Here is a 24,473-nt window from a genome sequence, read left to right as displayed (position 1 = left end):
GCGTTGGCAGAGTTCTCGGCACGGGCAAGGCAGCACCGCCCGAGCAGACCGAACACCGGTAAGTCCACGACGGGGGGCGCGAGATGAACACGCTGCACAGCATCAGCACCAGCGCAGTGGTCACGCGACTGCACGACGTGACCCGGAGTTCCGAGAAGTCCGGTGCCGTGAGCGGGCGGGGGTGCGCTCGCGGCACCGGGCGTCAGCACACCGGGTACATGTCGGTGGTTGACACCATCACGGGGGAATCGCACGGGGGATCGTCGTACAGGGAGGACACGGGGGAGCGTCGTTCGCTGTCGGAGGCGGAGTTCACCGCCTACGTCCAGGAGCGCCGCGCCTCCCTGTACGCCACCGCGTACCACCTGACCGGGGACCGCTTCGAGGCCGAGGACCTGCTGCAGAGCGCGCTGTTCTCGACGTACAAGGCATGGGACCGGATCAGCGACAAGGCCGCGGTCGGGGGCTACCTCCGCCGCACCATGACGAACCTGCACATCAGCGCGTGGCGCCGCCGCAAGCTGAACGAGTACCCGACCGAGGAACTGCCGGAGACGCCCGGCGACACGGACGCGATGCGCGGCACGGAACTGCGCGCGGTCCTGTGGCAGGCGCTGGCCCGGCTCCCCGAACTCCAGCGCACGATGCTGGTCCTCCGTTACTACGAGGGCCGCACCGACCCGGAGATCGCGGAGATCCTCGACATCAGTGTCGGCACGGTGAAGTCCAGCATCTGGCGGTCGCTCCGCCGGCTGCGCGAGGACGAGGTCCTCAGCTTCGGCCGTGACGAGGAGAACGCCTTCGGGGAGCTTGTCGCCTGAGGGTCGGGGGGAACGGGGGATCAGGGGTACCGGCTGGGGGGCCGGTACCCGGGGGGATCAACGGGGGTCACGGGGGACCCACGGGGACAGCGGGGAAGCACCAAGAAGCGGGACCGGAGGGCCGGGGGGTCCGTCCGGTCCCGCTTTGGTGTGTGCTCAGCGGATCTCCACGAGCCTCGCCAGTGCGGGCGAGTCACCGACGGCAATGGCCTCGGCGGGGTCCCTGCCCTCGACGAGGTACGCGTTGGTCGTGCTTTCGGGAACGGCGACGCCGGGATCGTTCGGGGTGTCGTCGCACTCGAGGATGCGGGCGGTGCCCAGGCGCTCGCCGACGGTGAAGTCCTCGTCCTGGGCGGGCAGATAGTCGCGCTTCTCGTGCGTCACGACCCCTGCGCAGGAGACCGCGGCTTCTCCGCCGGCCGAGCCGCCGGACGAGCAACCGAGCACCACCGCCAGCGTCGCCACCGTCATGACCAGCCGTGCTGTCGTCATCCGCTTCCTTCCCGAGGTGACCGTTTTCCGGTCCTACGACGGAGAAGGCGCCGCATTCGTTCGGCCGGGCCGCTCAGGTGGCCGCAGTCGCCGCCGGTCGGTGACCCGTTGCCGCGGCGGTCAGGCGGGTCAGGGCCTCGTCCTTGTCGCAGGGGTGGGCGCCCAGGGCGGTCTGGCGGGCCACGATCGAGCGCTCCAGGCGCATCAGCCGCCAGCCGCGGCGCAGCAGGAACGGCACCGACTTGCGGCCCTCGCGCAGATCCCGCAGGAACCGGCGGCGGAACGTGCGCACCGGGCCCCGGCTCAGGCACAGCGCGTCGGCCAGCACGCCGAGCTCCCGGCAGCGGGTGACGATCTCCGCGGCGAAGATGCCCTCCGCGATGAACAGCGGGGTCCGGCCCATGTCGACCGCCTCCTCGCCGGTGCGGGCGCTCAGCGAGATGTCGTAGACCGGGATCTTCGTACGACCCGTGCGGCACAGTTCGACGATCGCCGCCACCGCGGTGTCCGCGTCCCAGGACCCGGGGTCGTCCCAGTCGATGTCCGAGCTCCCCGCCACCAGCGGCAGCGTCGGGTCGTCGCCCTCCTTGTAGAAGTCGTCGAGCCTGAGAACCGGAAGACCGGAACGGGCCGAGAGAAGGGACTTGCCGGAGCCGGAGGGGCCGCAGAGCAGCACGACTCGCGTCGGTATGGGCGGTTGGGAGCTCACGGGACACCAGTGTGGGGCATTCACCTGCCGTTCATCGACCCCGCGGGTTGGCTTTGAAGCGTGCGTCACACCTCAACTACCCTTCGTGTCGACACGCTTACCCAGTGCACGGAAAAGGTGGCAGAAACACATGGCACGACACGCGAACCCGACAGCCCGGCGCACGCTCACCGCCCTCGCCACCGCGGGTGTCGCACTCGGCGCAGGCGCCGGGGTGGCCGCCGCGGACACCGAGCCGGTCGTCGGCATGGTGGGCGCCCGGCCCACCTCGCTGGGCAACCTCGACCCGCAGGCCGGGGTGCGGTCGCTCACCGGCTCGGTCGGCTACGTCACCGGCCCGGTCGCCGGTTTCAAGCCGAACCCGCTGGCGGGGACGGGCGCGGACCCGTTGGACAACGGGGTGGCGCTCGGCGACTCCCAGCCGATCGCTTCGCGGGCGCTGCTGGCGCCCGTCGCGCAGGCGCCGTCGATCGGGAGCATGCCGGTGGTGGGGCAGGTGGTGGGGCTGCCGGTCAACTGACCCTGGGACGAAGGCCGCTTCGGCGGAGAGCCGCGTCTCCCCCCGGACGGAGGGGAGGCGCGGCTCCGCGGTGCGGACGGGTCAGTACGACGAGCCCGAGGCCCCCAGAGAACCCGTCGGGTGCCAGACCGTCTTCGTCTCCAGGAACGCCGTCAGGCGCTCGATGCCCGGCGACGCCGTCCAGTTGTCCACAGGCTGTGGACGCAGCACGCGCTTCAGGTTGTCCGCCGCCGCGATCTCCAGCTCCTTCGCGAGAACCTCGTCGGCGCCCGCCAGGTCGATCGCGTTGACGTCCTGGTGGGACGCCAGGGGGGCCGCGATCTCCGCCGTACGGCCCGAGAGGACGTTGACCACGCCGCCGGGGACGTCGGAGGTGGCCAGGACCTCGCCCAGGGACAGCGCCGGGAGCGGGGACCTCTCGCTCGCCACCACGATCGCCGTGTTGCCCGTGGCGATCACCGGGGCGACCACCGAGACCAGGCCCAGGAACGACGACTCCTGCGGGGCCAGGACGGCCACCACACCCGTCGGCTCGGGGGAGGACAGGTTGAAGTACGGGCCCGCCACCGGGTTCCCGCCGCCCACCACCTGGGCGATCTTGTCGGTCCAGCCCGCGTACCAGACCCAGCGGTCGATCGTCGCCTCGACCTGCTCGGCGGCCCTGGACTTGGACAGACCCTCGGCGTCGGCCACCTCGTGGACGAACTGCGCCTTGCGGCCCTCCAGCATCTCCGCGACGCGGTAGAGGACCTGGCCCCGGTTGTACGCCGTCGCGCCGGACCAGCCGCCGAACGCCTTGCGTGCGGCCACGACCGCGTCACGGGCGTCCTTGCGGGAGGACTGCGGCGCGTTCGCCAGCCACTTGCCCTTGGAGTCGGTCACTTCGTACACCCGGCCGCTTTCGGAGCGGGGGAACTTGCCCCCGACGTACAGCTTGTAGGTCTTGAGGACGGACAGACGGTCAGACATCGAGGTACGCCTCCAGGCCGTGGCGGCCGCCCTCGCGGCCGAAGCCCGACTCCTTGTAGCCGCCGAACGGCGACGTCGGGTCGAACTTGTTGAACGTGTTGGACCAGACGACCCCGGCCCGGAGCTTGTTCGCCACCGCCAGGATCCGCGAACCCTTCTCCGTCCAGATGCCCGCCGACAGGCCGTACTGGGTGTTGTTGGCCTTGGCGACGGCCTCGTCCGGGGTGCGGAAGGTGAGGACCGACAGCACCGGGCCGAAGATCTCGTCGCGGGCGATGGTGTGCGCCTGGGTGACGTTCGTGAAGAGCGTCGGGGCGAACCAGTAGCCGGAGGAGGGGAGTTCGCACTCCGGGGACCAGGGCTCGGCGCCCTCGGCCGCGCCCTTCTCGACGAGCGAGGTGATCCGCGACAGCTGCTCGGCGGAGTTGATCGCGCCGATGTCGGTGTTCTTGTCGAGCGGGTCGCCGAGGCGGAGGGTGGACAGCCGGCGCTTGAGCGAGTCGAGCAGCTCGTCCTGGATCGACTCCTGGACGAGGAGTCGGGAGCCCGCGCAGCAGACCTGGCCCTGGTTGAAGAAGATGCCGGTGACGATGCCCTCCACCGCCTGGTCGATCGGGGCGTCGTCGAAGACGATGTTGGCGCCCTTGCCGCCCAGTTCGAGCGTGACCTTCTTGCGGGTGCCGGCGACGGTCCGCGCGATTTCCTTGCCCACGGCGGTGGAGCCGGTGAAGGCCACCTTGTTGACGTCCGGGTGCGCGACGAGCGCGGCGCCCGTGTCGCCGTAGCCCGGAAGGATGTTGACGACACCCCTGGGCAGGCCGGCCTGGCGGCAGATGTCCGCGAAGAACAACGCCGACAGGGGAGTGGTCTCCGCCGGCTTCAGGACGACGGTGTTGCCGGTCGCCAGCGCCGGGGCGATCTTCCACGCCAGCATCAGGAGCGGGAAGTTCCAGGGGATGACCTGGCCGGCCACGCCGAGGGGCTTCGGGGCAGCGCCGAACCCGGCGTGCTCCAGCTTGTCGGCCCAGCCCGCGTAGTAGAAGAAGTGCGCGGCGACCAGGGGGAGGTCGGCGTCGCGGGTCTCCTTGATGGGCTTGCCGTTGTCCAGGGTCTCCAGGACGGCGAGCTCGCGGCTGCGCTCCTGGATGATCCGGGCGATGCGGAACAGGTACTTGGCGCGCTCGGAGCCGGGCAGCGCCGACCACTTCTCGAAGGCCTTGCGGGCGGCCTTCACCGCGCGGTCCACGTCCTCGGAACCGGCCTGGGCGACCTCGGAGAGGACCTCCTCGGTGGACGGCGAGACGGTCTTGAAGACCTTGCCGTCGGCCGCTTCCACGAACTCGCCGTCGATGAACAGGCCGTAGGAAGGGGCGATGTCGACGACGGAGCGGGACTCGGGCGCCGGTGCGTACTCAAATACGGAAGCCATGGTGATCAGTCCACCGTCACGTAGTCGGGGCCGGAGTAGCGGCCGGTGGCCAGCTTCTGACGCTGCATCAGCAGGTCGTTCAGAAGCGAGGAGGCGCCGAAGCGGAACCAGTGGTTGTCCAGCCAGTCCTCGCCGGCGGTCTCGTTGACCAGTACGAGAAACTTGATGGCGTCCTTGGACGTCCTGATGCCGCCGGCCGGCTTCACACCGACCTGGATGCCGGTCTGCGCACGGAAGTCACGCACCGCCTCCAGCATCAGCAGGGTGTTCGCCGGGGTCGCGTTCACCGCGACCTTGCCGGTCGACGTCTTGATGAAGTCCGCGCCGGCCAGCATGCCGAGCCAGCTCGCGCGGCGGATGTTGTCGTACGTCGACAGCTCGCCGGTCTCGAAGATGACCTTGAGCCGGGCGTCCGTACCGCAGACCTCGCGCACGGCGACGATCTCGTCGTACACCTTCGAGTACCTGCCGGAGAGGAACGCCCCGCGGTCGATGACCATGTCGACCTCGTCGGCGCCCGCGGCCACGGCGTCGCGCACGTCGGCCAGCTTCACCTCGAGGGCGGCGCGCCCGGCCGGGAACGCGGTGGCCACGGAGGCGACCTTCACGCCGGAACCGGCCACGGCTTCCTTCGCCACGGGCACCATGTCGGGATAGACACAGACGGCGGCCGTGGCGGGGGTCGTCCGGTCGGTCGGGTCGGGACGGACCGCCTTGGCGCCGAGCGCCCGGACCTTGCCCGGGGTGTCCGCGCCTTCCAGCGTCGTCAGGTCGACCATCGAGATGGCGAGGTCGATGGCGTACGCCTTCGCGGTCGTCTTGATGGAACGCGTACCGAGAGAGGCGGCACGCGCCTCCAGGCCGACCGCGTCCACGCCGGGCAGCCCGTGAAGGAACCGGCGCAGCGTGCTGTCGGACGCGGTCACGTCCGTGAGCGGGTGTGCGGCTGATGCAGTGGTGGGCATGGTCACCAGACGAGCATATCTACGCGCGTAGCGGCTGTACAGCCCGGTGTGCGGATTCCGATGGCACCCGCACACCGACACGAACCGGGGCGGCGCTTAGGATCGGCCTCATGACGACCGCACCCCCCGAGTCCAGGGACCGCATCTACCGCTCACCCATGGCACTGATCGGCGGCTCCCTCGTCCTCGTCATCATCGGCTGGCTCGGCATCGACGCCGTCGTCTCCGGCACCGGCCGCACCCCCTGGCTGGCCCTCGCCACCCTGATCCTCGTCGTCCCGCTGGTGGTCGCCTTCACCCTGCGCCCGGCCGTCTTCGCGAACCACGACCGCCTGCGCATCCGCAACCCCTTCCGCGTGATCGTCGTGCCGTGGGGCGAGGTCGAGATGCTCCGCTCCGGCTACTCGAACGAGGTGCTCGTCAAGTCCGGCGCCAAGTACCAGCTGTGGGCGATCCCGGTCTCCCTGCGCGGCCGCAAGAAGGCGGCACGGCAGACGGCCCAGCAGAGTGCCCGGCAGTCGTCGGGGCGTGGTGCAAGCAGGGGCCTCGGCCTGTTCGGCGGCGGCATGCAGCCGGACGGCTTCGGCGGCCGTACGCCCGTCCCGGAGGGGCCCGCCCGCGCCGAGACCGACAAGATCATCGACGAGCTGCGCGAGATGCTGGAGGCCCGGGGGAAGGCGCAGACCTCCCAGGGCGAGGTGACCGTGCGGTGGGCGTACGAGATCGCGGGGCCGGCGGTGGCCGGGGCGGTGCTGCTGGCGATCCTGGCGGCGGTTGGGTGAGGCGGTTCGGGGGGCGGGGGGGCGTGGTGTGACGTCTGCGCGCCGTTGTAGCAGGCCGCGGTCAGGTGGTGGAGCCGTCCCTCGGTGGGGCGGCTGAACGGGTGGCCGTCCTGGTGGTGCTTTGTTGACGCGTCTCGGGGTGCCACGTGGTGTGGTGTGACGTCTGTCGCGACGGTGTGGCAGGCCGCGGTCAGGTGGTGGAGGGGCACGTCGGCGGGGCGCGGCTGAACGGGTGAGGGGCGGCTCGGGTGGGGGCCGCCCCTCGGCCACAGCCCCGCGGCCACCCGGCGGAGTCGTACCTCGGCGGGGCGGCTGTGGGTTCAGGTTTTGGCAGGTTCAGATTCCTGCCGCTGCGGACAGGTCCCGCTTGATGGTGGTCAGGAGGGCGGTCGCCTTGGTGCGGGCCGTCGGGAGGCCGGCGTGGGTGGCTACCGGGACGACCACCTCCAGGTAGCACTTCAGCTTCGGCTCGGTGCCGCTCGGACGGACGACGACCCGGGCGCCGGTGAGGGTGTAGCGCAGGCCGTCGGTGGGCGGGAGCCTGTCCGTGCCCCGCGTCAGGTCCTCGGCCCTCGTGATGGCCAGGCCCGCGAGCTCGGTCGGCGGGTGCTCGCGGAGCTGCTCCATCGCCCGGGCGATGACCGACAGGTCCTCCACGCGGACCGCTAGCTGGTCCGTGGCGTGCAGGCCGTGCTCCACTGCGAGGTCGTCGAGGAGGTCGAGGAGCGTGCGGTTCTGTTCCTTCAGCCCGGAGGCGAGCTCCGTGATGAGCAGGGCCGCGGTGATGCCGTCCTTGTCCCGAACGCCCTCGGGGTCCACGCAGTAGCCGAGGGCCTCCTCGTAGCCGTAGCGCAGGCCCTCCACCCGGGCGATCCACTTGAAGCCGGTGAGGGTCTCCTCGTAGGGAAGGCCCGCCTTCTCGGCGATCCTGCCGAGGAGCGAGGAGGAGACGATCGACTCCGCGAAGGTGCCGTGCGCTCCGCGGGCCACGAGGTGCGCGGCGAGGAGGGCGCCCACCTCGTCGCCGCTGAGCATGCCCCAGGTGTCGTCCCGCTTGACGGCTACCGCGCAGCGGTCCGCGTCGGGGTCGTTCGCGATGATCAGGTCGGGGTTCGTCTCGCGGGCCTTCGCGAAGGCCAGGTCCATCGCGCCGGGCTCTTCCGGGTTGGGGAAGGCGACGGTCGGGAAGTCGGGGTCGGGCTCGGCCTGTTCGGCGACGAGTTCCGGGGCGGGGAAGCCGGCGCGGTCGAAGGCGGCGAGGAGAGTGTCCTTGCCCACGCCGTGCATCGCGGTGTAGACGGTGCGGGCGGTGCGGGGGGAGTTCTCGGCCAGTACGGCGTCCGTGCGGGCCAGGTAGGCGGTCAGGACGGCGTCGTCGAGGGTCTGCCAGCCGGCGTCCGGGCGGGGGACGTCGTTCAGGCTCGCGATCGCCGCGATCTCGGCGGCGATGTCCGCGTCGGCGGGCGGGACGATCTGGGAGCCGTCGCCGAGGTAGACCTTGTAGCCGTTGTCGCGGGGCGGGTTGTGGCTGGCGGTGACCTCTACGCCTGCCACCGCGCCGAGGTGCCGTATGGCGAAGGCGAGGACGGGGGTGGGGAGGGGGCGGGGGAGGAGCGCCGCTTTGAGGCCGGCGCCGGTCATCACGGCTGCCGTGTCCCGCGCGAAGTCTTCCGATTTGTGGCGGGCGTCGTAGCCGATGACCACGAGGCCGTCTGTGCTGCCGTGCTTCTTGAGGTATGCGGCGAGGCCGGCGGCGGCTCGGATGACGACCGTGCGGTTCATGCGCATCGGTCCTGCGCCGAGTTCGCCGCGTAGGCCGGCGGTGCCGAACTGGAGGGTGCCGCTGAAGCGTGCGGTCAGTTCGGTGACGTCGCCGGACTCGATGAGCTTCGCGAGCTCGTCGCGGGTGTCCGGGTCGGGGTCCTCGGCGAGCCAGGTCCTGGCCCGTGCGATGAGGTCGTCGTGCACGGTGCGTCAGCCTCTCGTTGTCGTTGTGTGCGGGGTCGGTGGGGGCGGGCGTTTTTTGCGCAGTTCCCCGCGCCCCTGGGTGCCTGCGGCGGCCTGTTTCGGCCCCGGTGGGGGCGGGTGTAGCGCGTGGGGTTCGGTGGGTGGGTCGGGGCCGGGGTGGGGGGTGTCCGTCCTCGGTCCGGCGGCTCGGCTGCTTCAACAGTGCCCTGTAACGGACGCCGGCCGCTGCGGGCGGACACCCCCCACCCCGGCCCCTTCGCGCCGTACGCGGCTGCCCGCCCATCGTGGCGGGCGGTGCGGCGGACGGTTCGTCGTGGTGGGCGGTGCGGCGGACGGTTCGTCGTTAGCTTGCGGTGCGGCGAGTGGTCCGTCGTGGTGCGTGAGGTGGGGATCGGTCCGTCGTGGCGCAGGTGACTGCAACTCCCTAGGGGCGCGGGGAACTGCGCGACCAGCCACAACGGGCCCGCAGCCGCCCTACGACATCACCTGGCACCCCCTACCGCGTTCCTTCAGATCCGGCCCAGCACCTGCGCCAGCAGTGAACCCATCCGCGTCGCGCTGTCACGGCCCGCCTGGAGAACCTCCTCGTGGTTCAGGGGCTCGCCCGTCATGCCCGCGGCGAGGTTCGTCACCAGCGAGATACCCAGAATCTCCGCCCCCGCCTCGCGCGCGGCGATCGCTTCGAGGACCGTCGACATGCCCACCAGGTCCGCGCCGATGACGCGGGCCATGCGGATCTCGGCCGGGGTCTCGTAGTGCGGGCCGGGGAACTGGGCGTAGACGCCCTCCTCCAGGGTGGGGTCGATCTCCTTGCACAGGGCACGCAGCCGGGGCGAGTAGAGGTCGGTGAGGTCCACGAAGTTCGCGCCGATGATCGGGGACGTCGCCGTGAGGTTGATGTGGTCGCTGATCAGGACCGGCTGGCCGGGGCGCATGCCCTCGCGGAGGCCGCCGCAGCCGTTGGTGAGGACGACGGTCTTGCAGCCGGCGGCCACGGCGGTGCGGACCCCGTGGGCGACGGCGGCGACACCGCGGCCTTCGTAGTAGTGCGTGCGGCCCAGGAAGACCAGGGCACGCTTCTCGCCGATCTTGTACGAGCGGATCTTGCCGCCGTGCCCCTCCACCACCGGCGGCGGGAAACCGGGCAGCTCGGTGACGTGGAGCTCGGCGTCGGGGGCACCGAGGGCGTCCACGGCCGGTGCCCAGCCCGAGCCCATCACGAGGGCGACGTCGTGGGTCTCGGCGCCGGTCAGTTCGCGCAGGCGCGCGGCGGCGGCGTCGGCGGCGGCATGCGGGTCGCCCTGGATGTCGTCCGGAAGAAGAGATGCGTTCACGCGGATGAGGGTAGCCGGTCCGGGCCTACGCGCGTAGATGACAGAGCTGACGGGATGGCGATCGTTGTCTTGTCGTTTCCAACCAACTCTGTGACGCCGGTGACCTGTGTGATTCAGCAGGGGCGCTTGCGGAGTTCCATCACGTAGTCGTGGGGCGCGCCCGCCGATTCCGCCGCGTCGGCCACCTCGCCCAGGTAGCGGGCGGAGGGCAGGCCGCCCTCGTAGCCGTTCAGGACGTACGTCCAGGCCTGCTCCTCGCCCTCCAGGGTGTGGACGCGGATGCGGGTGCGGCGGTAGATGTCCAGGCCCACGCCCTCCCAGCGGTCCATCGAGTCGTCGTCGGCGGGCGCGATCTCGTAGAGCGCCACGAACACCTGGCAGAGGGGGTCCTCGACGATCGTCGCGAGTGCGCCCTCCCAGCCCATGTGCTCGCCCCCGAAGGTCAGCCGCCACCCGTTCAGCCACCCCGTGGCGCGCATCGGCGAGTGCGGGGCGCGGCGGGTCATCAGCCGCGCGTCGAGGTTGCCGGCGTAGGCGGCGTAGAGCGACATGGGTCGAGGGTACGGCAGTCGTCCCCGGCGTCTCTCCCGTAACAGTGGCATCTCGGGGTGGCCCCCGGGGCCGTAGCACCTCGGGTCGTGCGGGACAATGGAGTACGTGACTCGGATCGTGATCATCGGTGGCGGACCCGGCGGATACGAGGCGGCCCTGGTGGCCGCCCAACTCGGCGCGGAGGTGACCGTCGTCGACTGCGACGGCCTGGGCGGAGCGTCGGTGCTGACCGACTGCGTGCCGTCGAAGACCCTTATCGCTACGGCCGAGGTCATGACGACCTTCGACTCGTCGTACGAGGAACTGGGGATCATCGTCGCCGACGACACCCCACCGCTGGAACAGGCGGCCCGGGTGGTGGGCGTCGACCTGGGCAAGGTCAACCGGCGTGTGAAGCGGCTCGCCCTCGCCCAGTCGCACGACATCACCGCCTCCGTGACGCGTGCCGGTGCCCGGGTGCTGCGCGGGCGTGGGCGCCTCGCGGGCATGCAGGCCCTCGACGGGTCGCGGAAGGTCGTGGTGCGGGCCGTCGACGGGAGCGAGGAGACGCTCGTCGCCGACGCCGTGCTCATCGCCACCGGCGGGCATCCCCGTGAGCTGCCCGACGCCCAGCCCGACGGCGAGCGCATCCTCAACTGGACCCAGGTCTACGACCTCACCGAGCTGCCGGAAGAGCTCATCGTGGTCGGGTCCGGTGTCACCGGTGCCGAGTTCGCCGGCGCCTATCAGGCGCTGGGTTCCAAGGTGACGCTCGTTTCGTCGCGGGACCGCGTGCTTCCCGGGGAGGACCCGGACGCGGCGGCGGTGTTGGAGGACGTCTTTCGGCGGCGCGGCATGAACGTCATGGGGCGTACTCGGGCGCAGTCCGCCAAGCGGGTCGGGGACCGGGTCGAGGTCACGCTCGCGGACGGGCGGGTCATCAGCGGGTCGCACTGTCTGATGGCCGTGGGTGCCATTCCGAACAGCGCCGGGATGGGGCTGGAGGAAGCGGGCGTCAAGCTGCGCGAGTCCGGGCACATCTGGACCGACAAGGTGTCCAGGACCTCGGCTCCCGGCGTGTACGCCGCCGGTGACGTGACCGGGGTGTTCGCGCTGGCTTCCGTGGCCGCCATGCAGGGGCGCATCGCCATGTACCACTTCCTCGGTGACGCGGTGGCCCCGCTGAACCTGAAGACGGTCTCGTCGAACGTCTTCACCGACCCGGAGATCGCCACCGTCGGCTACTCGCAGGCGGACGTGGACGGCGGCAAGATCGACGCCCGGTCCGTGAAGCTCCCGCTGCTGCGCAACCCGCGCGCGAAGATGCAGGGCATCCGCGACGGGTTCGTCAAGATCTTCTGCCGGCCGGGGACCGGGATCGTCGTCGGCGGTGTCGTCGTCGCGCCCCGCGCCTCGGAACTGATCCATCCCATCTCGATCGCGGTCGACAACAATCTGACGGTCGAACAGATCGCGAACGCTTTCACCGTTTACCCGTCCCTTTCGGGGTCGATCGCCGAGGTGGCGCGGCAGCTGCACACGCGCAAGGAGACCGGCGGAGCCTGACGGCCGAAAGCGATTCCTGCCTGGTCACAGGGAGTTGTCGACCATTCGCGCGGCATAGGCGGGGGGATTAGGCCCTATACCACTTCGCGCCCTGGCGTGCGAACATCTTCTGCTATTCGGCGCAAACAGCTGAAAGCAGACGGTCGTTGGCGTTACTGTCAGTTTCGTGTTCGCTGCAGAACGTCGCCAATTGATCCTCGAAATGGTGCGAGCCAACGGGGCTGTATCGCTCCGTGAGCTCGCCCGCGTCGTCCAGACCTCCGAAGTGACCGTACGGCGGGACGTGCGCGCACTGGAGGCAGAAGGACTCCTCGACCGCCGGCATGGCGGTGCGGTATTGCCGGGCGGGTTCACGCGAGAGTCCGGCTTTCCGCAGAAATCGCATCTCGCGACCGCCGAGAAGACGGCCATCGCCGATCTCGCCGCGGGTCTCGTCGAAGAAGGCGAGGCCATTGTGGTGGGGGCGGGTACCACCACGCAGGAGCTGGCTCGCCGGCTCGCCCGGGTTCCCGGGCTGACCGTCGTGACCAATTCCCTTCTGGTGGCTCAGGCACTCGCCCATGCCAACCGGGTGGAGGTCGTGATGACCGGCGGCACTCTGCGCGGTTCCAACTACGCCCTGGTGGGTTCGGGAGCGGAACAGTCGCTCCAGGGCCTGAGGGTCTCGCGGGCCTTCCTTTCCGGGAGCGGGCTCACCGCAGAGCGCGGTCTGTCCACGTCCAACATGCTGTCGGCGTCCGTGGACCGGGCTCTGGTGCAGGCCGCCGCGGAGGTCGTGGTCCTCGCCGACCACACCAAGCTCGGTACGGACACGATGTTCCAGACCGTGCCGACGGACCTCATCACCCGGCTTGTCACCGACGAGCCCCCGGCCCACGACGACCGGGCCGCTACGGAACTCCAGGCGCTCGCCGACCAGGGGGTGCAGATCGCCGTGGCCGGCGCGTCGGGAGCACCGGGGGGTGATCAGGTCCCGGCGCGGCAGCAACAGCGTCGGGACGTGCCCCTGCCGGGGCCCCGCCGCGGTCAGGTCCCCTCGCCGGGCCCCGGCCTCCGCACGGCCACATCCCTGGGTGACCCGATTCAGGGTGCGGAGCGGGCACGGGTGGCGGATCTTCGGCGACGCTGATCGCCGACGGCGTCAACGAACTGGCTGTGGTGAACGGCCCGATCCGCTACGTCGTCGCCGCGCACGTCGTCGGCGCGATCCTGCTCGGTGTCGCCCTGCTGCGCGGCCGCGTGATCCCGGCCTGGCCGCCCGGCTGCTGATCCTGTCCACGCCGCTCGACGCGGCCGGACGTGATCGGCATCGCGGCTCTGACCGCGCTGTCCTTCGGCACGGCGGCCGTCGCCTTCGGCTGCGTCGGCCTCGCCCTGGTCGGCCACGGCACCGGTTGGGCGCCAGCCCCGTGGGTCACCGTCTCGGGAGACGGGGAAAACGAGGCGCCCGGCGCACTGAGTGCTTCAGTCCGCCGGGCGCCTCGAATGTCGTACGACTGCTCAGTCCTTGATCTCGCAGATCGCGGCGCCGGAGGTGATCGACGCTCCGACCTCCGCCGTCAGGCCCTTGATGGTGCCGGCCCTGTGCGCGTTGAGGGGCTGTTCCATCTTCATGGCCTCGAGGACGACGACGAGGTCGCCCTCCTTGACCTCCTGGCCCTCCTCGACGGCGATCTTGACGATCGTGCCCTGCATCGGCGAGGCGAGGGTGTCGCCGGAGGCGACCGGGCCGGACTTCTTGGCCGCGCGGCGCTTGGGCTTGGCCCCGGCGGCGAGGCCGGTGCGGGCCAGCGACATGCCCAGGGAGACCGGCAGGGAGACCTCCAGGCGCTTGCCGCCGACCTCCACGACGATCGTCTCGCGGTCCGCGTCCTCGTCGGCCTCCGCTTCCGTGGGAGCGGAGAAGGGCTTGATGTCGTTGACGAACTCGGTCTCGATCCAGCGGGTGTGGACCGTGAACGGGTCGGCGGAGCCGGTCAGCTCCGGGGCGAACGCCGGGTCGGTGACCACCTTGCGGTGGAAGGGGATCGCGGTGGCCATGCCCTCGACCTGGAACTCCTCCAGGGCGCGGGCGGCGCGCTGGAGGGCCTGCTCGCGGGTGGCGCCGCTGACGATGAGCTTGGCCAGCAGGGAGTCCCAGGCGGGACCGATGACGCTGCCGGACTCGACACCGGCGTCCAGGCGCACACCCGGGCCGGACGGCCCCTCGAAGCGGGTGACGGTGCCGGGCGCGGGCAGGAAACCCCGGCCCGGGTCCTCGCCGTTGATGCGGAACTCGAAGGAGTGGCCGCGCAGCTCGGGATCGCCGTAGCCGAGCTCCTCGCCGTCGGCGATGCGGAACATCTCGCGCACCAGGTCGATGCCGGCGACCTCCTCGGTGACCGGGTGCTCCACCTGGAGGCGGGTGTTGACCTCCAGGAAGGAGATCGTGCCGTCCATGCCGACCAGGAACTCCACCGTGCCGGCGCCGACGTAGCCGGCCTCCTTGAGGATGGCCTTGGACGACGCGTACAGCTCGGCGACCTGGGCGTCGGAGAGGAAGGGCGCGGGGGCCTCCTCGACCAGCTTCTGGTGGCGGCGCTGCAGCGAGCAGTCGCGGGTGGAGACGACGACCACGTTGCCGTGGGTGTCGGCCAGGCACTGGGTCTCCACGTGGCGGGGCTTGTCGAGGTAGCGCTCGACGAAGCACTCGCCGCGGCCGAACGCGGCGACCGCCTCACGCACGGCGGAGTCGTAGAGCTCGGGGACCTCTTCGAGGGTGCGGGCGACCTTCAGGCCGCGTCCGCCACCGCCGAAGGCGGCCTTGATGGCGATCGGCAGGCCGTGCTCCTGGGCGAAGGCGACGACCTCCTCGGCACCGGAGACCGGGTCGGGGGTGCCGGCCACCAGGGGGGCGCCGGCCCGCTGGGCGATGTGCCGGGCGGCGACCTTGTCACCGAGGTCGCGGATGGCCTGCGGGGGCGGCCCGATCCAGATCAGACCCGCGTCCAGGACCGCCTGCGCGAACTCGGCGTTCTCGGAGAGGAATCCGTAGCCGGGGTGGATGGCGTCCGCGCCCGACTCGCGTGCGGCACCCAGGACCTTGCCGATGTCCAGATAGCTGGTGGCCGGGGTGTCACCGCCCAGGGCGAACGCCTCATCCGCGGCGCGGACATGCAGAGCGTCCCGGTCCGGGTCGGCGTACACGGCCACGCTCGCGATACCGGCATCCCGGCAGGCCCGGGCAACGCGGACAGCGATTTCGCCACGATTGGCGATGAGCACCTTGCGCACGATTGAGGCTCCCTCCTTGAAACAAGCCGAGTTTAGGGACTGCCGACACGTCTCTTCGACCCATCCCCAGTGGTGAGCTTCCCCACACGGAGCGTGATGCGGGGCTTGCCCGACACGCGAAATCCCTTGTCGCACCTCGTTACGCAGGACTCCTCCCGGAAACCCTAGCCCTCCTCTGTGGCCAAGGTCTCTGTGAGAGCGTGCTGCGGACCACTCCGTTTCTTTGTGGAGTCCCTACGAATGGCCCAATGAATCTTTGCCCGCGGCCGAACCCTTGTCCCCGGGTTTACCCGTTAGTAGCGTTCGCGCTGTATTGAACGTACGTCTGGTAACCGGAGCATGGCTCGAAAGTGGGTGGGGACCGGTGATCCGCAGGCCGGTGGCGTGGGTCGTGGCGGTTGTTCTCTTCGCAGAGGCTCTCGGCGTGGCGATGCTGAACTGGGTCATGGGCAATCTCGTCGACGCGCAGAACATGTCGCTGGCCGGTCTGGACCCGGACGCGATGTCGATGTCCTCGAAGATCGGCGGGATCGTCTTCGGTCTCTACTTCATGCTGTGCGCGCTGGTCGCCCTGCTGGTGGCGGTGCGCGACCGGCAGCCCGCCGGGCTCGGCCGGGTCCTGCTGATCAGCGCGGCCGTGGTGCACGGTGTGCTGGGCGCGGTCGCCTGGGCGCTGATCGGCTGGCGCCCGTTCCTCTTCATGGTCGTGATGCTCGGGCTGCTCGTGCTCGTGCTGGTGACCTACGACGGACAGCGAGGGCCGGTCGCGGCGGGGCCGCAGGACGCGAAGGGTCCGGGCGGCCCCGGGGGTCCCAAGGAGCCGGAGGGTCCTCAGGGAGCAGGCGGCTCGCCGCTCACGCCTCCGCCGGCGCCCACAACTCCGTGATGCCGACGCCGAGCTCGGCCAGCAGCCGGCGCAGCAGTGGCAGGCTGAGGCCGATCACATTGCCGTGGTCGCCGTCGATGCCCTCGATGAACGGGGCCGAGCGGCCGTCCAGGGTGAACGCCCCCGCCACATAAAGGGGTTCGCCGGAGGCGACGTACGCGGCGATCTCGTCGTCGGTCGGCTCGCCGAAGCGGACGACGGTCGAGGCGGTGCCGGAGACATACCGGCCGCTCGTCGTGTCGTAGACGCAGTGGCCGGTCTGCAGGGTGCCCGCGCGCCCGCGCATGGACTTCCAGCGGGCCGACGCCTCCTCGGCGTCGGCCGGCTTGCCCAGTGCCTCGCCGTCCAGGTCGAGCACCGAGTCGCAGCCGATCACCAGCGCACCCTTGACCTCGGGCTTCGCGGCCACGACGGAGGCCTTCGCCTCGGCGAGGGCGAGCGCGAGATCGGCTGGGGTGGGAGCGGTGACGGCGTCCTCGTCGACCCCGCTCACGAGTACCTCAGGAGTGAGGCCGGCCTGCCGCAGCAGGTTCAGGCGAGCGGGTGACTGGGAGGCCAGGACGAGTCGGCGGCGCGGCTGGTCGGTCATGCGGTCAGCGTAGTCCGATCACAATCATCGCGAGCACCATGGCCAGCGCGAGGAAGATGCTCAGACGCCGAAGCATCTCCTGCGTGTCGCGCAGTTCCTTGGGCGGTTCGTTCTCGGGGTCGGACCACAGCATGGTTTCCAGCGTGCGGCGATTTCGCGGAGGGCGCCTGAGTACGCGTACTCAACTTCTCCGACGGGCGGGGCCGCCTACCCCGGCCAGTAGGTGCGTGCCCACGAGGTGGGACCTGGCTGGGGCAGACGGTGGCCCGCGATCCGCGACGGGTCGGACCACGCGGCGCTGCGCTCCTCCGCGCCGGACGGCGTGTCCGTCGCCGCCGCGGCGCGGGCCCGGACCACCGCCAGGGCGGCGGCGAGCTCCTCCGGGGTGGGGTTACCCCGTACGACCTTGATGTTCATGAGGGCTCCCGGCAGGGCTAGAGGGGGATGTTGCCGTGCTTCTTGGGGGGCAGGGACTCGCGCTTGGTGCGCAGCTGGCGCAGGCCCCGGACCACGTGGCGGCGGGTGTCCGACGGCATGATCACGGAGTCGACGTAGCCGCGCTCGGCCGCGATGTAGGGGTTGAGGAGGGCGTCCTCGTACTCCCGGATCAGGCGGGCGCGGGTCGCCTCCAGCTCTCCGGCCGCCTCCGCCTCCGCGATCGTGCGGCGGTGCAGGATGTTGACCGCGCCCTGGGCGCCCATGACGGCGATCTGGGCGGTCGGCCAGGCGAGGTTGAGGTCCGCGCCGAGGTGCTTGGAGCCCATGACGTCGTAGGCGCCGCCGAAGGCCTTGCGGGTGATCACCGTGATGAGGGGGACGGTGGCTTCCGCGTAGGCGTAGATCAGCTTGGCGCCGCGGCGGATGATGCCGTCGTGCTCCTGGTCGACGCCGGGGAGGAAGCCCGGCACGTCGACGAAGGTGATCACCGGGATGTTGAAGGCGTCGCAGGTGCGCACGAAGCGCGCCGCCTTCTCGGACGCGGTGATGTCGAGGCAGCCGGCGAACTGCATCGGCTGGTTGGCCACGATGCCGACCGGGTGGCCCTCGACACGGCCGTAGCCGGTGAGGATGTTCGGCGCGTACAGCGGCTGCGTCTCGAAGAACTCGGCGTCGTCCAGGATGTGTTCGATCACCGTGTGCATGTCGTACGGCTGGTTCGCGCTGTCCGGGACGAGCGTGTCCAGCTCGCGGTCCTCGTCGGTGACCGCGAGGTCCGCCTCCTCCGGATAGACCGGCGGCTCGGAGAGGTTGTTGGACGGCAGGTACGACAGCAGCTGCTTGACGTACTCGACGGCGTCCTTCTCGTCGCCGGCCATGTGATGGGCCACGCCGGACACCGCGTTGTGGGTGCGGGCGCCGCCCAGCTCCTCGAAGCCGACGTCCTCACCGGTGACCGTCTTGATGACGTCGGGGCCGGTGATGAACATGTGCGAGGTCTGGTCGACCATGACCGTGAAGTCGGTGATCGCCGGGGAGTACACGGCCCCGCCGGCGCAGGGACCGACGACCAGGCTGATCTGCGGGATGACACCGCTCGCATGGGTGTTGCGGCGGAAGATCTCGCCGTAGGCGCCGAGTGAGGCGACCCCCTCCTGGATGCGGGCGCCGCCGGAGTCGTTGATGCCGATGACCGGACAGCCGGTCTTCAGCGCGAAGTCCATCACCTTGACGATCTTCTGGCCGTAGACCTCGCCCAGCGCGCCGCCGAAGACGGTGAAGTCCTGGGAGAACACGGCGACGGGACGGCCGTCGACCGTGCCGTACCCGGTGACGACACCGTCGCCGTAGGGGCGGTTGTTCTCCAGGCCGAAGTTGGTGGAGCGGTGCCGGGCGAACTCGTCCAGCTCGACGAAGGAACCCTCGTCGAGGAGGAGCTCGATGCGCTCACGGGCCGTCAGTTTGCCCTTGGCGTGCTGCTTCTCGACGGCGCGTGCGGAGCCGGCGTGCGTCGCCTCGTCAATACGACGCTGGAGATCCGCGAGCTTGCCCGCGGTGGTGTGAATGTCGGTCGCTTCCGGCTCGGACATCGGGATCGCGGCTCCCTGCCTGCTCAAAAGGGGGGACGGTTACTCATCCGTAGAGTAGTGGTGCCCCTCGGAATCAGCAGTGCGGCGTTTCACACACCTAGGGTGGCTTGCATGACGCCGCGAGATGTTTCAGGAGACGACAGCCGTTGGTCGGACCTCGACCGGCCGCCCCTCAACGCGGCCGCGCTGCGCCGCGGGCTGGTGCGGGACGGCGGGCTGTGGTCCGGGATCGAGGTGGTGACCGGCACCGGCTCCACCAACTCCGACCTGGTCGCCCGCGCCGCCGCGGGCAAGGCGGCCGAGGGCGCGGTCCTCGTCGCCGAGGAGCAGACCGCGGGGCGGGGCCGCCTGGACCGCCAGTGGACCGCGCCGCCGCGGTCGGGTCTGTTCTTCTCCGTGCTGCTGACGCCCGCCGAGGTGCCGGTGGCCCGCTGGGGCTGGCTGCCGCTGCTGACGGGGGTGGCGGTGGCGACGGGGCTGTCACGGGCCGCGGGTGTCGATACGGCCCTGAAGTGGCCCAACGACCTCCTCGTGACCGTGGGGGGCGAGGAGCGCAAGGCCGGCGGAATCCTCGCGGAGCGGGCGGGCGAGGGCGGCGTCGTCGTGGGCGTGGGCATCAACGTCACCCTCCGGGAGGACGAGTTGCCGGTCCCGACGGCGGGTTCGCTGGCGCTGGCCGGAGCGGTGAGCACGGACCGCGATCCCCTGCTGCGGGCCGTCCTGCGCTCCCTGGAGGAGTGGTACGAGCGGTGGCGCTCGGCGGCGGGCGATCCGACGGTGAGCGGACTCCAGGAGACGTACGCGGCGGGGTGCGCGACGCTGGGAAGAACGGTACGGGCGGAGCTGCCGGGTGACCGCTCACTGGTCGGCGAGGCGGTCGCGGTGGACGGCGACGGTCGTTTGGTGATCGCGACGGAGGAGGGCGTACAGGAACCGGTGGGCGCGGGAGACATCGTCCACCTGCGACCGGCGTGAGCGGAGCTGTCCCACCTCATGGAGTGAGGACGTGAGCTACCGCACACCTGCCGTACAGTTGAGGCCGGTCGATACCTGACCGTGACAGATCGGAAGGGCAGCAGGCGTGACCGCAGACGACACGGGCTCCGGCGCGGACGCGACCCCGCACCCGCTCGCCGTGCGTCTCGAGCAGCTCATCCTCGGCGCGGAGCGGCGCTACACCCCTTTTCAGGCGGCCCGCACCGCCGGTGTCTCCATGGAGCTGGCCACCCGCTTCTGGCGGGCGATGGGCTTCGCCGACGTCGGCCAGGCCAAGGCGTTCACCGAGGCGGACGTCCTCGCGCTGCGCCGGCTCGCCGGTCTCGTCGAGGCGGGGCTGCTGAGCGAGGCCATGGCCGTACAGGTGGCGCGGTCCACCGGGCAGACCACCGCCCGGCTCGCCGAGTGGCAGATCGACTCCTTCCTGGAGGGCCTGACCGACCCCCCGGAGCCGGGCATGACCCGCACCGAGGTGACGTACCCGATCATCGAGCTGCTCCTGCCCGAGCTGGAGGAGTTCCTCGTCTACGTCTGGCGCCGCCAGCTCTCCGCCTCGGCGGGCCGGGTCGTGCAGGCCGCCGACGACGAGGAGATGGTCGACCGGCGGCTGTGCGTCGGCTTCGCCGACCTCGTCGGGTTCACGCGGCTGACCCGCCGTATGGAGGAGGAGGAGCTCGGCGAGCTCGTCGAGGCCTTCGAGACCACCGCCGCCGACCTCGTTGCCGCGCGCGGCGGGCGGCTCATCAAGACGCTCGGTGACGAGGTGCTGTACGCGGCCGACGACGCGGCGGTGGCCGCCGAGATCGCCCTGCGGCTGATCGAGACCATGGCGAACGACGAGACCATGCCCGAACTGCGCGTCGGCATCGCCTTCGGCACGGTGACCACCCGAATGGGTGATGTCTTCGGTACGACGGTGAACCTCGCCTCCCGGCTGACCTCGATAGCTCCCCGCGACGCCGTTCTCGTCGACAGCGCCTTCGCGGAGGAGCTGATCCGGCACGGCGAGGCGCCCGCCTCCGAGGCGGAGGCGGCCGAGGCCGCGGCCACCGCCGAGAAGGAGGGCGAGGAGCCGCCGACGTACCGCTTCGCGCTCCAGCCGATGTGGCAGCGGCCGGTGCGCGGACTCGGCGTCGTCGAGCCCTGGCTGCTGACCCGCAGGGACGGGCCTCCCTCCTAGCCGCGCTGCTGTACGCACAGGCCGATGATCGGTACGCACAGGCCGGGTGCGGGCCGGCTCGTGTGAGTGGGCTGGGTGGGGTGAGTGGGTGCCGGTGCCGGTGGGGGCGTGGTCCGGGACGGTTGCGGGGCCGTGGTCGTCGACGGTGAGTGGGGCGTGGTGGAGGCCGTGGGGGCCGGGGCCGGGGTGTTCGGTGCCTCCGGGATCGTCGTGGGGGCCGCCGCGAGGGGCAGTGGTACGGCGGTCGCGGAACCCGCCCGGGCGTGCGGGACACCCGGTGTGGGCGTCGCCGAGATCCCGCCCATCGTCGTGGTCGACGACGGGCTCGCCTGCGGGACGGAGCCCACGGTCGCGGCGGCGTTCGTCGCTCGGTCCGTGCCGGTGTCGATGTCGATGTCTCCGTCCGAGTCGGCGCCCGGGGCGGCCTGGGGATCCGTCTCCGTCGCGCCGTAGCCGCCCAGTCCCGCGTCGGGGGCCATCCGTACGAGGCTCAGGGCGCCGGCGGCCAGGGCGAGACCACCCGCGGCGAGCACGATCTTGCGGGGGCGGGGTTTGCGGTGGCGGCCGCGCGGTCCGAACAGGCGGGTGCCGCCGTCCGCCGTCGGCTCTGTCGTCGTCACCGTCGTCATCGTCGCCGTCATGGTTCCTCCCCTGGGTGCCTGCGCCCCCGTGCGCTGCGGCGGGGCGCACGTTATGCGCTGCTGTGGGCGGTCGGGGAGGAGTTGGGCGGGATGTCACTCGAACGGGGTGTCGGGTGGGTCGGCGGGAACCTTTCGCGGTGTGGGTGGGGCTGCGATGATCGGAGCGTTCTTTGTTAACCCGCGTTAACCGGGAGGGTGTCATGGGTGAGGAGCGGTTCGGGGAGTTCGTGCTGGTGCGGCGGCACGGGGAGGGGGACGGCGGCACCGGGGAGGGGACTGTCGCCGAGCTGGTCCTCGATCGGCCCAAGGCGATGAACGCGGTCTCCACGGAGATGGCGCGGTCCGTCGCCGCGGCCTGTGCCTCGCTGGGGGGTGATGAGGGGGTGCGGGTTGTCGTGGTGACCTCCACGCATGAGCGGGCGTTCTGTGTCGGGGCTGACCTGAAGGAGCGGAACTCCTTCAGCGACGCCGAGCTGCTGCGGCAGCGACCGGTGGCGCGGGGGGCGTACACGGGGGTGCTGGAGCTGCCTGTGCCGACCATCGCCGCGGTGCACGGGTTCGCGTTGGGCGGGGGGTTCGAGCTGGCGCTGTCGTGCGACCTGATCGTGGCCGACCGTACGGCGGTGGTGGGGTTGCCGGAGGTGTCGGTGGGGGTGATCCCCGGGGGTGGGGGGACGCAGTTGCTGCCTCGGCGGGTGGGGGCCGCGCGGGCCGCGGAGCTGATCTTCAGTGCGCGGCGGGTGGAGGCGGAGGAGGCGCATCGGCTGGGGCTCGTGGATCAGCTGGTGGATGCGGGGGAGGACCGGGCGGAGGCGTTGGCGCTGGCGGGGCGGATCGCGGCGAACTCGCCTGTGGGGTTGCGGGCGGCGAAGCGGGCGCTGCGGGTCGGGCAGGGGTTGGACCTGCGGGCCGGGCTCGAGGTGGAGGATGCGGCGTGGCGGGCGGTGGCGTTCTCGGGGGATCGGGCGGAGGGGGTGGCGGCGTTCAATGAGCGGCGGTCACCGCGGTGGCCTCCGGCGGTTTGAGGGGGGTGCCTGCGGGTGTGGGTGCGGGTGCGGGTCGGTGGGGGCGGGCGTTTTTGCGCAGTTCCCCGCGCCCCTGGGTGCCTGCGGCGGCCTGTTTCTGTCCGGTGGGGGACTGGGTAGCGCGTGCGGGTGTGTGGTGGGTCGGGGCCGGGGTGGGGGGTGTCCGTCCTCGGTCCGGCGGCTCGGTTTCTTGAGCAGTGCTCGGTGACGGACGCCGGCCGCTGCGGGCGGACACCCCCCACCCCGGCCCCTGCGCGCCGTACGCGGCCACCGGCCCGTCCTGGCGCCCGGTACGGCGAACGGCCCGTGGTGGCGCGCGGTGCGGCGGACGGTCCGTGGTGGCGCGCGGTGCGGCGGACGGTCCGTCGTGGCGGGGGKGACTGCACCCACCTAGGGGCGCGGGGAACTGCGCGACCAGCCCCCACCGGGCCGCAGCCGCCCGGCAACCCAACCCGGAACCCCCGTAGGCGCCCCGCGCAGCTGCCCGCGGGTTCTCGAACGGCCCAACCACAACCGGGTCCCCAACCGAATCCTCCCTAGCCTGGAGTGATGGGTGAGGACATCCGGCTGGCTGCCGTCGTGGCGTTGGCTCAGGGCATGGCGGCGGCCCACGGCTCGCGGGAGGCGTGGCGGGCCGCCGCCGCTGGGGCGTGCCGTGCGCTCGGCGGGAGCTTTGCCGCGTTGTCCGTGTGGGAGCGGGAGCTCGGGCGGCTCAGGGTGCTGGTGAACGTGGGGGAGCTGGCCGCCGGGGAGGAGGAGTTTCCCGACGGTGAGGCCTACCCCGTGCACCAGTTCCCGGAGATCACCGAGTTTCTGCACGAGCGGTGGGCCGGGGGCGGCGAGCCCAACGCCTGGGTCGAGACGGCGGAGGGGCCTGCGGCCGGGGGGCGGCCCGGGTATGTGCATCAGCGGGTCGCCGCGCTGCGTAGAAGGGGGCGTGGGAGTTGTGTCGTCGCGCCCATCGTGCTCAATGGACGGGCTTGGGGGGAGCTGTATGTGGCCCGGCCCGCCGGTGCCCCCGTCTTCGGGCGGGAGGACGCCGACTTCGCCACCGTTCTGGCCTCCGTCGTCGCCGCCGGAATCGCCCAGGCGGAGCGGCTGGAGGAGGCGCGACGGCTGGCGTTCACGGACGCGCTGACCGGGCTCGCCAATCGCCGTGCCGTTGACGCGCGGCTCGACGAGGCCGTCGACCGGCACAAGCGGGACGGTGTCGTCGTCAGCCTCGTCGTGTGTGATCTGAACGGCCTCAAGCGGGTCAACGACACCCGTGGACATGCCGTGGGCGACCGGTTGCTGGAACGATTCGGCTCGGTGCTGTCGCTGTGCGGGGCCATGCTGCCGGGTGCCCTCGCCGCGCGGCTCGGCGGGGACGAGTTCTGTCTGCTCGCCGTCGGCCCGCCCGCCGACGACGTGGTCAGGGCGGCCGGTGAACTGTGTCGGCGGGCGGGGGAGTTGGAACTGGGCGAGGGGGTGGCCTGTGGGGTCGCCTCCACGGCGGATCCGATCGGGCCCGTTCAGTCCGCCCGGCGGCTGTTCCGGCTCGCCGATGCCGCGCAGTACCGGGCCAAGGCCGAACGCGCCGTCAAGCCCGTCGTCGCGGGGCGGGCGGGGCCCGACGACCCCGTCGTACGGCTGGCCGATGCCGCTCCTTCCGGGGAGACGCCCGAGCGGCGGCAGTTCCGGGGGCGACTGCCCTGACGGGGTGGGTAGGTGTAAGGGGCGTAACCCCGACCCAGTAGTGACATCCTGGAATTCAGTGCGTACGCTCCT

General features: G+C 71.3%; 24 protein-coding genes. 10 read left to right on the top strand and 14 right to left on the bottom strand.

All coding sequences use genetic code 11. The annotated features are described in order from the left end of the window. The first annotated feature begins 83 nt into the window (after nt 1-83). Nucleotides 84-821, top strand: coding sequence for a SigE family RNA polymerase sigma factor (locus BFN33_RS31040; RefSeq protein ID WP_069763466.1), 738 nt, complete (start codon nt 84-86; stop codon nt 819-821). A gap of 156 nt (nt 822-977) precedes the next feature. Here BFN33_RS31040 and BFN33_RS31035 read toward each other — a convergent pair whose 3' ends face one another. Together BFN33_RS31035 and BFN33_RS31030 are read right to left on the bottom strand one after the other, a co-directional pair. Continuing rightward, entirely contained in the window at nt 978-1,313 is a 336-nt protein-coding gene (locus tag BFN33_RS31035; protein ID WP_069763465.1) for a DUF6281 family protein, read from the bottom strand. A gap of 73 nt (nt 1,314-1,386) precedes the next feature. Continuing rightward, nucleotides 1,387-2,091 (bottom strand): uridine kinase, encoded by a 705-nt coding sequence (locus tag BFN33_RS31030; protein WP_079141089.1) that lies wholly within the window; start codon nt 2,089-2,091, stop codon nt 1,387-1,389. A gap of 61 nt (nt 2,092-2,152) precedes the next feature. On the opposite strand from BFN33_RS31030, the gene BFN33_RS31025 reads away from it, so the two are divergent. Further along, entirely contained in the window at nt 2,153-2,542 is a 390-nt protein-coding gene (locus BFN33_RS31025) for a hypothetical protein (protein WP_069763463.1), read from the top strand. Nucleotides 2,543-2,623: 81 nt separating this feature from the next. Here the strand turns inward: BFN33_RS31025 and BFN33_RS31020 are convergent, their stop codons facing one another. Genes BFN33_RS31020 through deoC form a run of 3 tightly spaced genes read right to left on the bottom strand, consistent with a single transcriptional unit; the run spans nt 2,624 to nt 5,905 of the window. Next, nucleotides 2,624-3,511, bottom strand: coding sequence for an aldehyde dehydrogenase family protein (locus tag BFN33_RS31020; RefSeq protein ID WP_069763462.1), 888 nt, complete (start codon nt 3,509-3,511; stop codon nt 2,624-2,626). Further along, nucleotides 3,504-4,940, bottom strand: coding sequence for an aldehyde dehydrogenase family protein (locus BFN33_RS31015; RefSeq protein WP_069763461.1), 1,437 nt, complete (start codon nt 4,938-4,940; stop codon nt 3,504-3,506). The genes BFN33_RS31020 and BFN33_RS31015 overlap by 8 nt, the downstream gene beginning before the upstream one ends. 5 nt (nt 4,941-4,945) lie before the next feature. Continuing rightward, nucleotides 4,946-5,905: a deoxyribose-phosphate aldolase gene (gene deoC, locus BFN33_RS31010; RefSeq protein ID WP_069763460.1), complete on the bottom strand. Its 960-nt coding sequence runs from the start codon at nt 5,903-5,905 to the stop codon at nt 4,946-4,948. 110 nt (nt 5,906-6,015) lie between these two features. Between deoC and BFN33_RS31005 the strand changes: the two genes are divergently transcribed. Further along, nucleotides 6,016-6,687, top strand: a complete 672-nt coding sequence (locus BFN33_RS31005) for a PH domain-containing protein (protein WP_069763459.1) — start codon at nt 6,016-6,018, stop codon at nt 6,685-6,687. Nucleotides 6,688-7,023: 336 nt separating this feature from the next. Here BFN33_RS31005 and BFN33_RS31000 read toward each other — a convergent pair whose 3' ends face one another. From BFN33_RS31000 to BFN33_RS30990, 3 genes are all read right to left on the bottom strand, one after another. Further along, a complete protein-coding gene (locus BFN33_RS31000) occupies nt 7,024-8,655 on the bottom strand; it encodes a phospho-sugar mutase (RefSeq protein WP_069763458.1) in 1,632 nt (543 codons plus the stop codon). A 509-nt stretch (nt 8,656-9,164) separates the two neighbouring features. After that, complete coding sequence (locus tag BFN33_RS30995) at nt 9,165-9,989, bottom strand: purine-nucleoside phosphorylase (RefSeq protein ID WP_069763457.1); 825 nt, start codon at nt 9,987-9,989, stop codon at nt 9,165-9,167. 113 nt (nt 9,990-10,102) lie between these two features. After that, the gene (locus tag BFN33_RS30990) at nt 10,103-10,540 is read right to left on the bottom strand and encodes a gamma-glutamylcyclotransferase (protein WP_069763456.1); all 438 of its coding nucleotides are present in this window, start codon (nt 10,538-10,540) and stop codon (nt 10,103-10,105) included. Nucleotides 10,541-10,637: 97 nt separating this feature from the next. On the opposite strand from BFN33_RS30990, the gene BFN33_RS30985 reads away from it, so the two are divergent. After that, the gene (locus tag BFN33_RS30985; protein WP_069763455.1) at nt 10,638-12,086 is read left to right on the top strand and encodes an NAD(P)H-quinone dehydrogenase; all 1,449 of its coding nucleotides are present in this window, start codon (nt 10,638-10,640) and stop codon (nt 12,084-12,086) included. Nucleotides 12,087-12,252: 166 nt separating this feature from the next. Then, nucleotides 12,253-13,215 carry a DeoR/GlpR family DNA-binding transcription regulator gene (locus tag BFN33_RS30980; RefSeq protein ID WP_079141088.1) on the top strand — a complete coding sequence of 321 codons (963 nt, stop codon included), beginning with the start codon at nt 12,253-12,255 and terminating at the stop codon, nt 13,213-13,215. Nucleotides 13,216-13,586: 371 nt separating this feature from the next. Here the strand turns inward: BFN33_RS30980 and BFN33_RS30970 are convergent, their stop codons facing one another. Beyond that, on the bottom strand, nt 13,587-15,359 hold the full coding sequence (locus tag BFN33_RS30970) for a biotin carboxylase N-terminal domain-containing protein (protein ID WP_069763453.1): 1,773 nt from the start codon (nt 15,357-15,359) through the stop codon (nt 13,587-13,589). 364 nt (nt 15,360-15,723) lie between these two features. Here BFN33_RS30970 and BFN33_RS30965 point away from each other — a divergent pair, with 364 nt between their 5' ends. After that, nucleotides 15,724-16,245, top strand: a complete 522-nt coding sequence (locus tag BFN33_RS30965; protein ID WP_069763452.1) for a hypothetical protein — start codon at nt 15,724-15,726, stop codon at nt 16,243-16,245. Here BFN33_RS30965 and BFN33_RS30960 read toward each other — a convergent pair. From BFN33_RS30960 to BFN33_RS30950, 4 genes are all read right to left on the bottom strand, one after another. Further along, entirely contained in the window at nt 16,214-16,834 is a 621-nt protein-coding gene (locus BFN33_RS30960; RefSeq protein WP_069763451.1) for a nucleoside triphosphate pyrophosphatase, read from the bottom strand. The genes BFN33_RS30965 and BFN33_RS30960 overlap by 32 nt on opposite strands. Nucleotides 16,835-16,838: 4 nt before the next feature. Continuing rightward, entirely contained in the window at nt 16,839-16,967 is a 129-nt protein-coding gene (gene mmpB / locus BFN33_RS54655) for a morphogenic membrane protein MmpB (protein WP_088245423.1), read from the bottom strand. 74 nt (nt 16,968-17,041) lie between these two features. After that, on the bottom strand, nt 17,042-17,251 hold the full coding sequence (locus BFN33_RS30955) for an acyl-CoA carboxylase epsilon subunit (RefSeq protein ID WP_069763450.1): 210 nt from the start codon (nt 17,249-17,251) through the stop codon (nt 17,042-17,044). A gap of 17 nt (nt 17,252-17,268) precedes the next feature. After that, nucleotides 17,269-18,861, bottom strand: coding sequence for an acyl-CoA carboxylase subunit beta (locus BFN33_RS30950; protein ID WP_069763449.1), 1,593 nt, complete (start codon nt 18,859-18,861; stop codon nt 17,269-17,271). Between the two features lie 111 nt (nt 18,862-18,972). Between BFN33_RS30950 and BFN33_RS30945 the strand changes: the two genes are divergently transcribed. Both BFN33_RS30945 and BFN33_RS30940 read left to right on the top strand, forming a co-directional pair. After that, entirely contained in the window at nt 18,973-19,836 is an 864-nt protein-coding gene (locus BFN33_RS30945; protein ID WP_069763448.1) for a biotin--[acetyl-CoA-carboxylase] ligase, read from the top strand. Between the two features lie 106 nt (nt 19,837-19,942). Continuing rightward, a complete protein-coding gene (locus tag BFN33_RS30940; protein WP_069763447.1) occupies nt 19,943-21,037 on the top strand; it encodes an adenylate/guanylate cyclase domain-containing protein in 1,095 nt (364 codons plus the stop codon). Here the strand turns inward: BFN33_RS30940 and BFN33_RS30935 are convergent. Beyond that, nucleotides 21,034-21,678, bottom strand: coding sequence for a hypothetical protein (locus BFN33_RS30935; protein WP_079141087.1), 645 nt, complete (start codon nt 21,676-21,678; stop codon nt 21,034-21,036). The genes BFN33_RS30940 and BFN33_RS30935 overlap by 4 nt on opposite strands. A gap of 200 nt (nt 21,679-21,878) precedes the next feature. On the opposite strand from BFN33_RS30935, the gene BFN33_RS30930 reads away from it, so the two are divergent. Then, entirely contained in the window at nt 21,879-22,703 is an 825-nt protein-coding gene (locus BFN33_RS30930; protein ID WP_069763446.1) for an enoyl-CoA hydratase/isomerase family protein, read from the top strand. A 549-nt stretch (nt 22,704-23,252) separates the two neighbouring features. Continuing rightward, entirely contained in the window at nt 23,253-24,401 is a 1,149-nt protein-coding gene (locus BFN33_RS30925) for a sensor domain-containing diguanylate cyclase (RefSeq protein WP_069763445.1), read from the top strand. Nucleotides 24,402-24,473: the final 72 nt, after the last annotated feature.

The sequence above is a fragment of the Streptomyces sp. LUP47B genome (assembly GCF_001746295.1).
In the GTDB taxonomy this organism is placed as follows: Bacteria; Actinomycetota; Actinomycetes; order Streptomycetales; family Streptomycetaceae; genus Streptomyces.
Note: the sequence above shows the minus strand (reverse complement) of the source record. Positions and strands in the feature narration are given on the sequence as shown.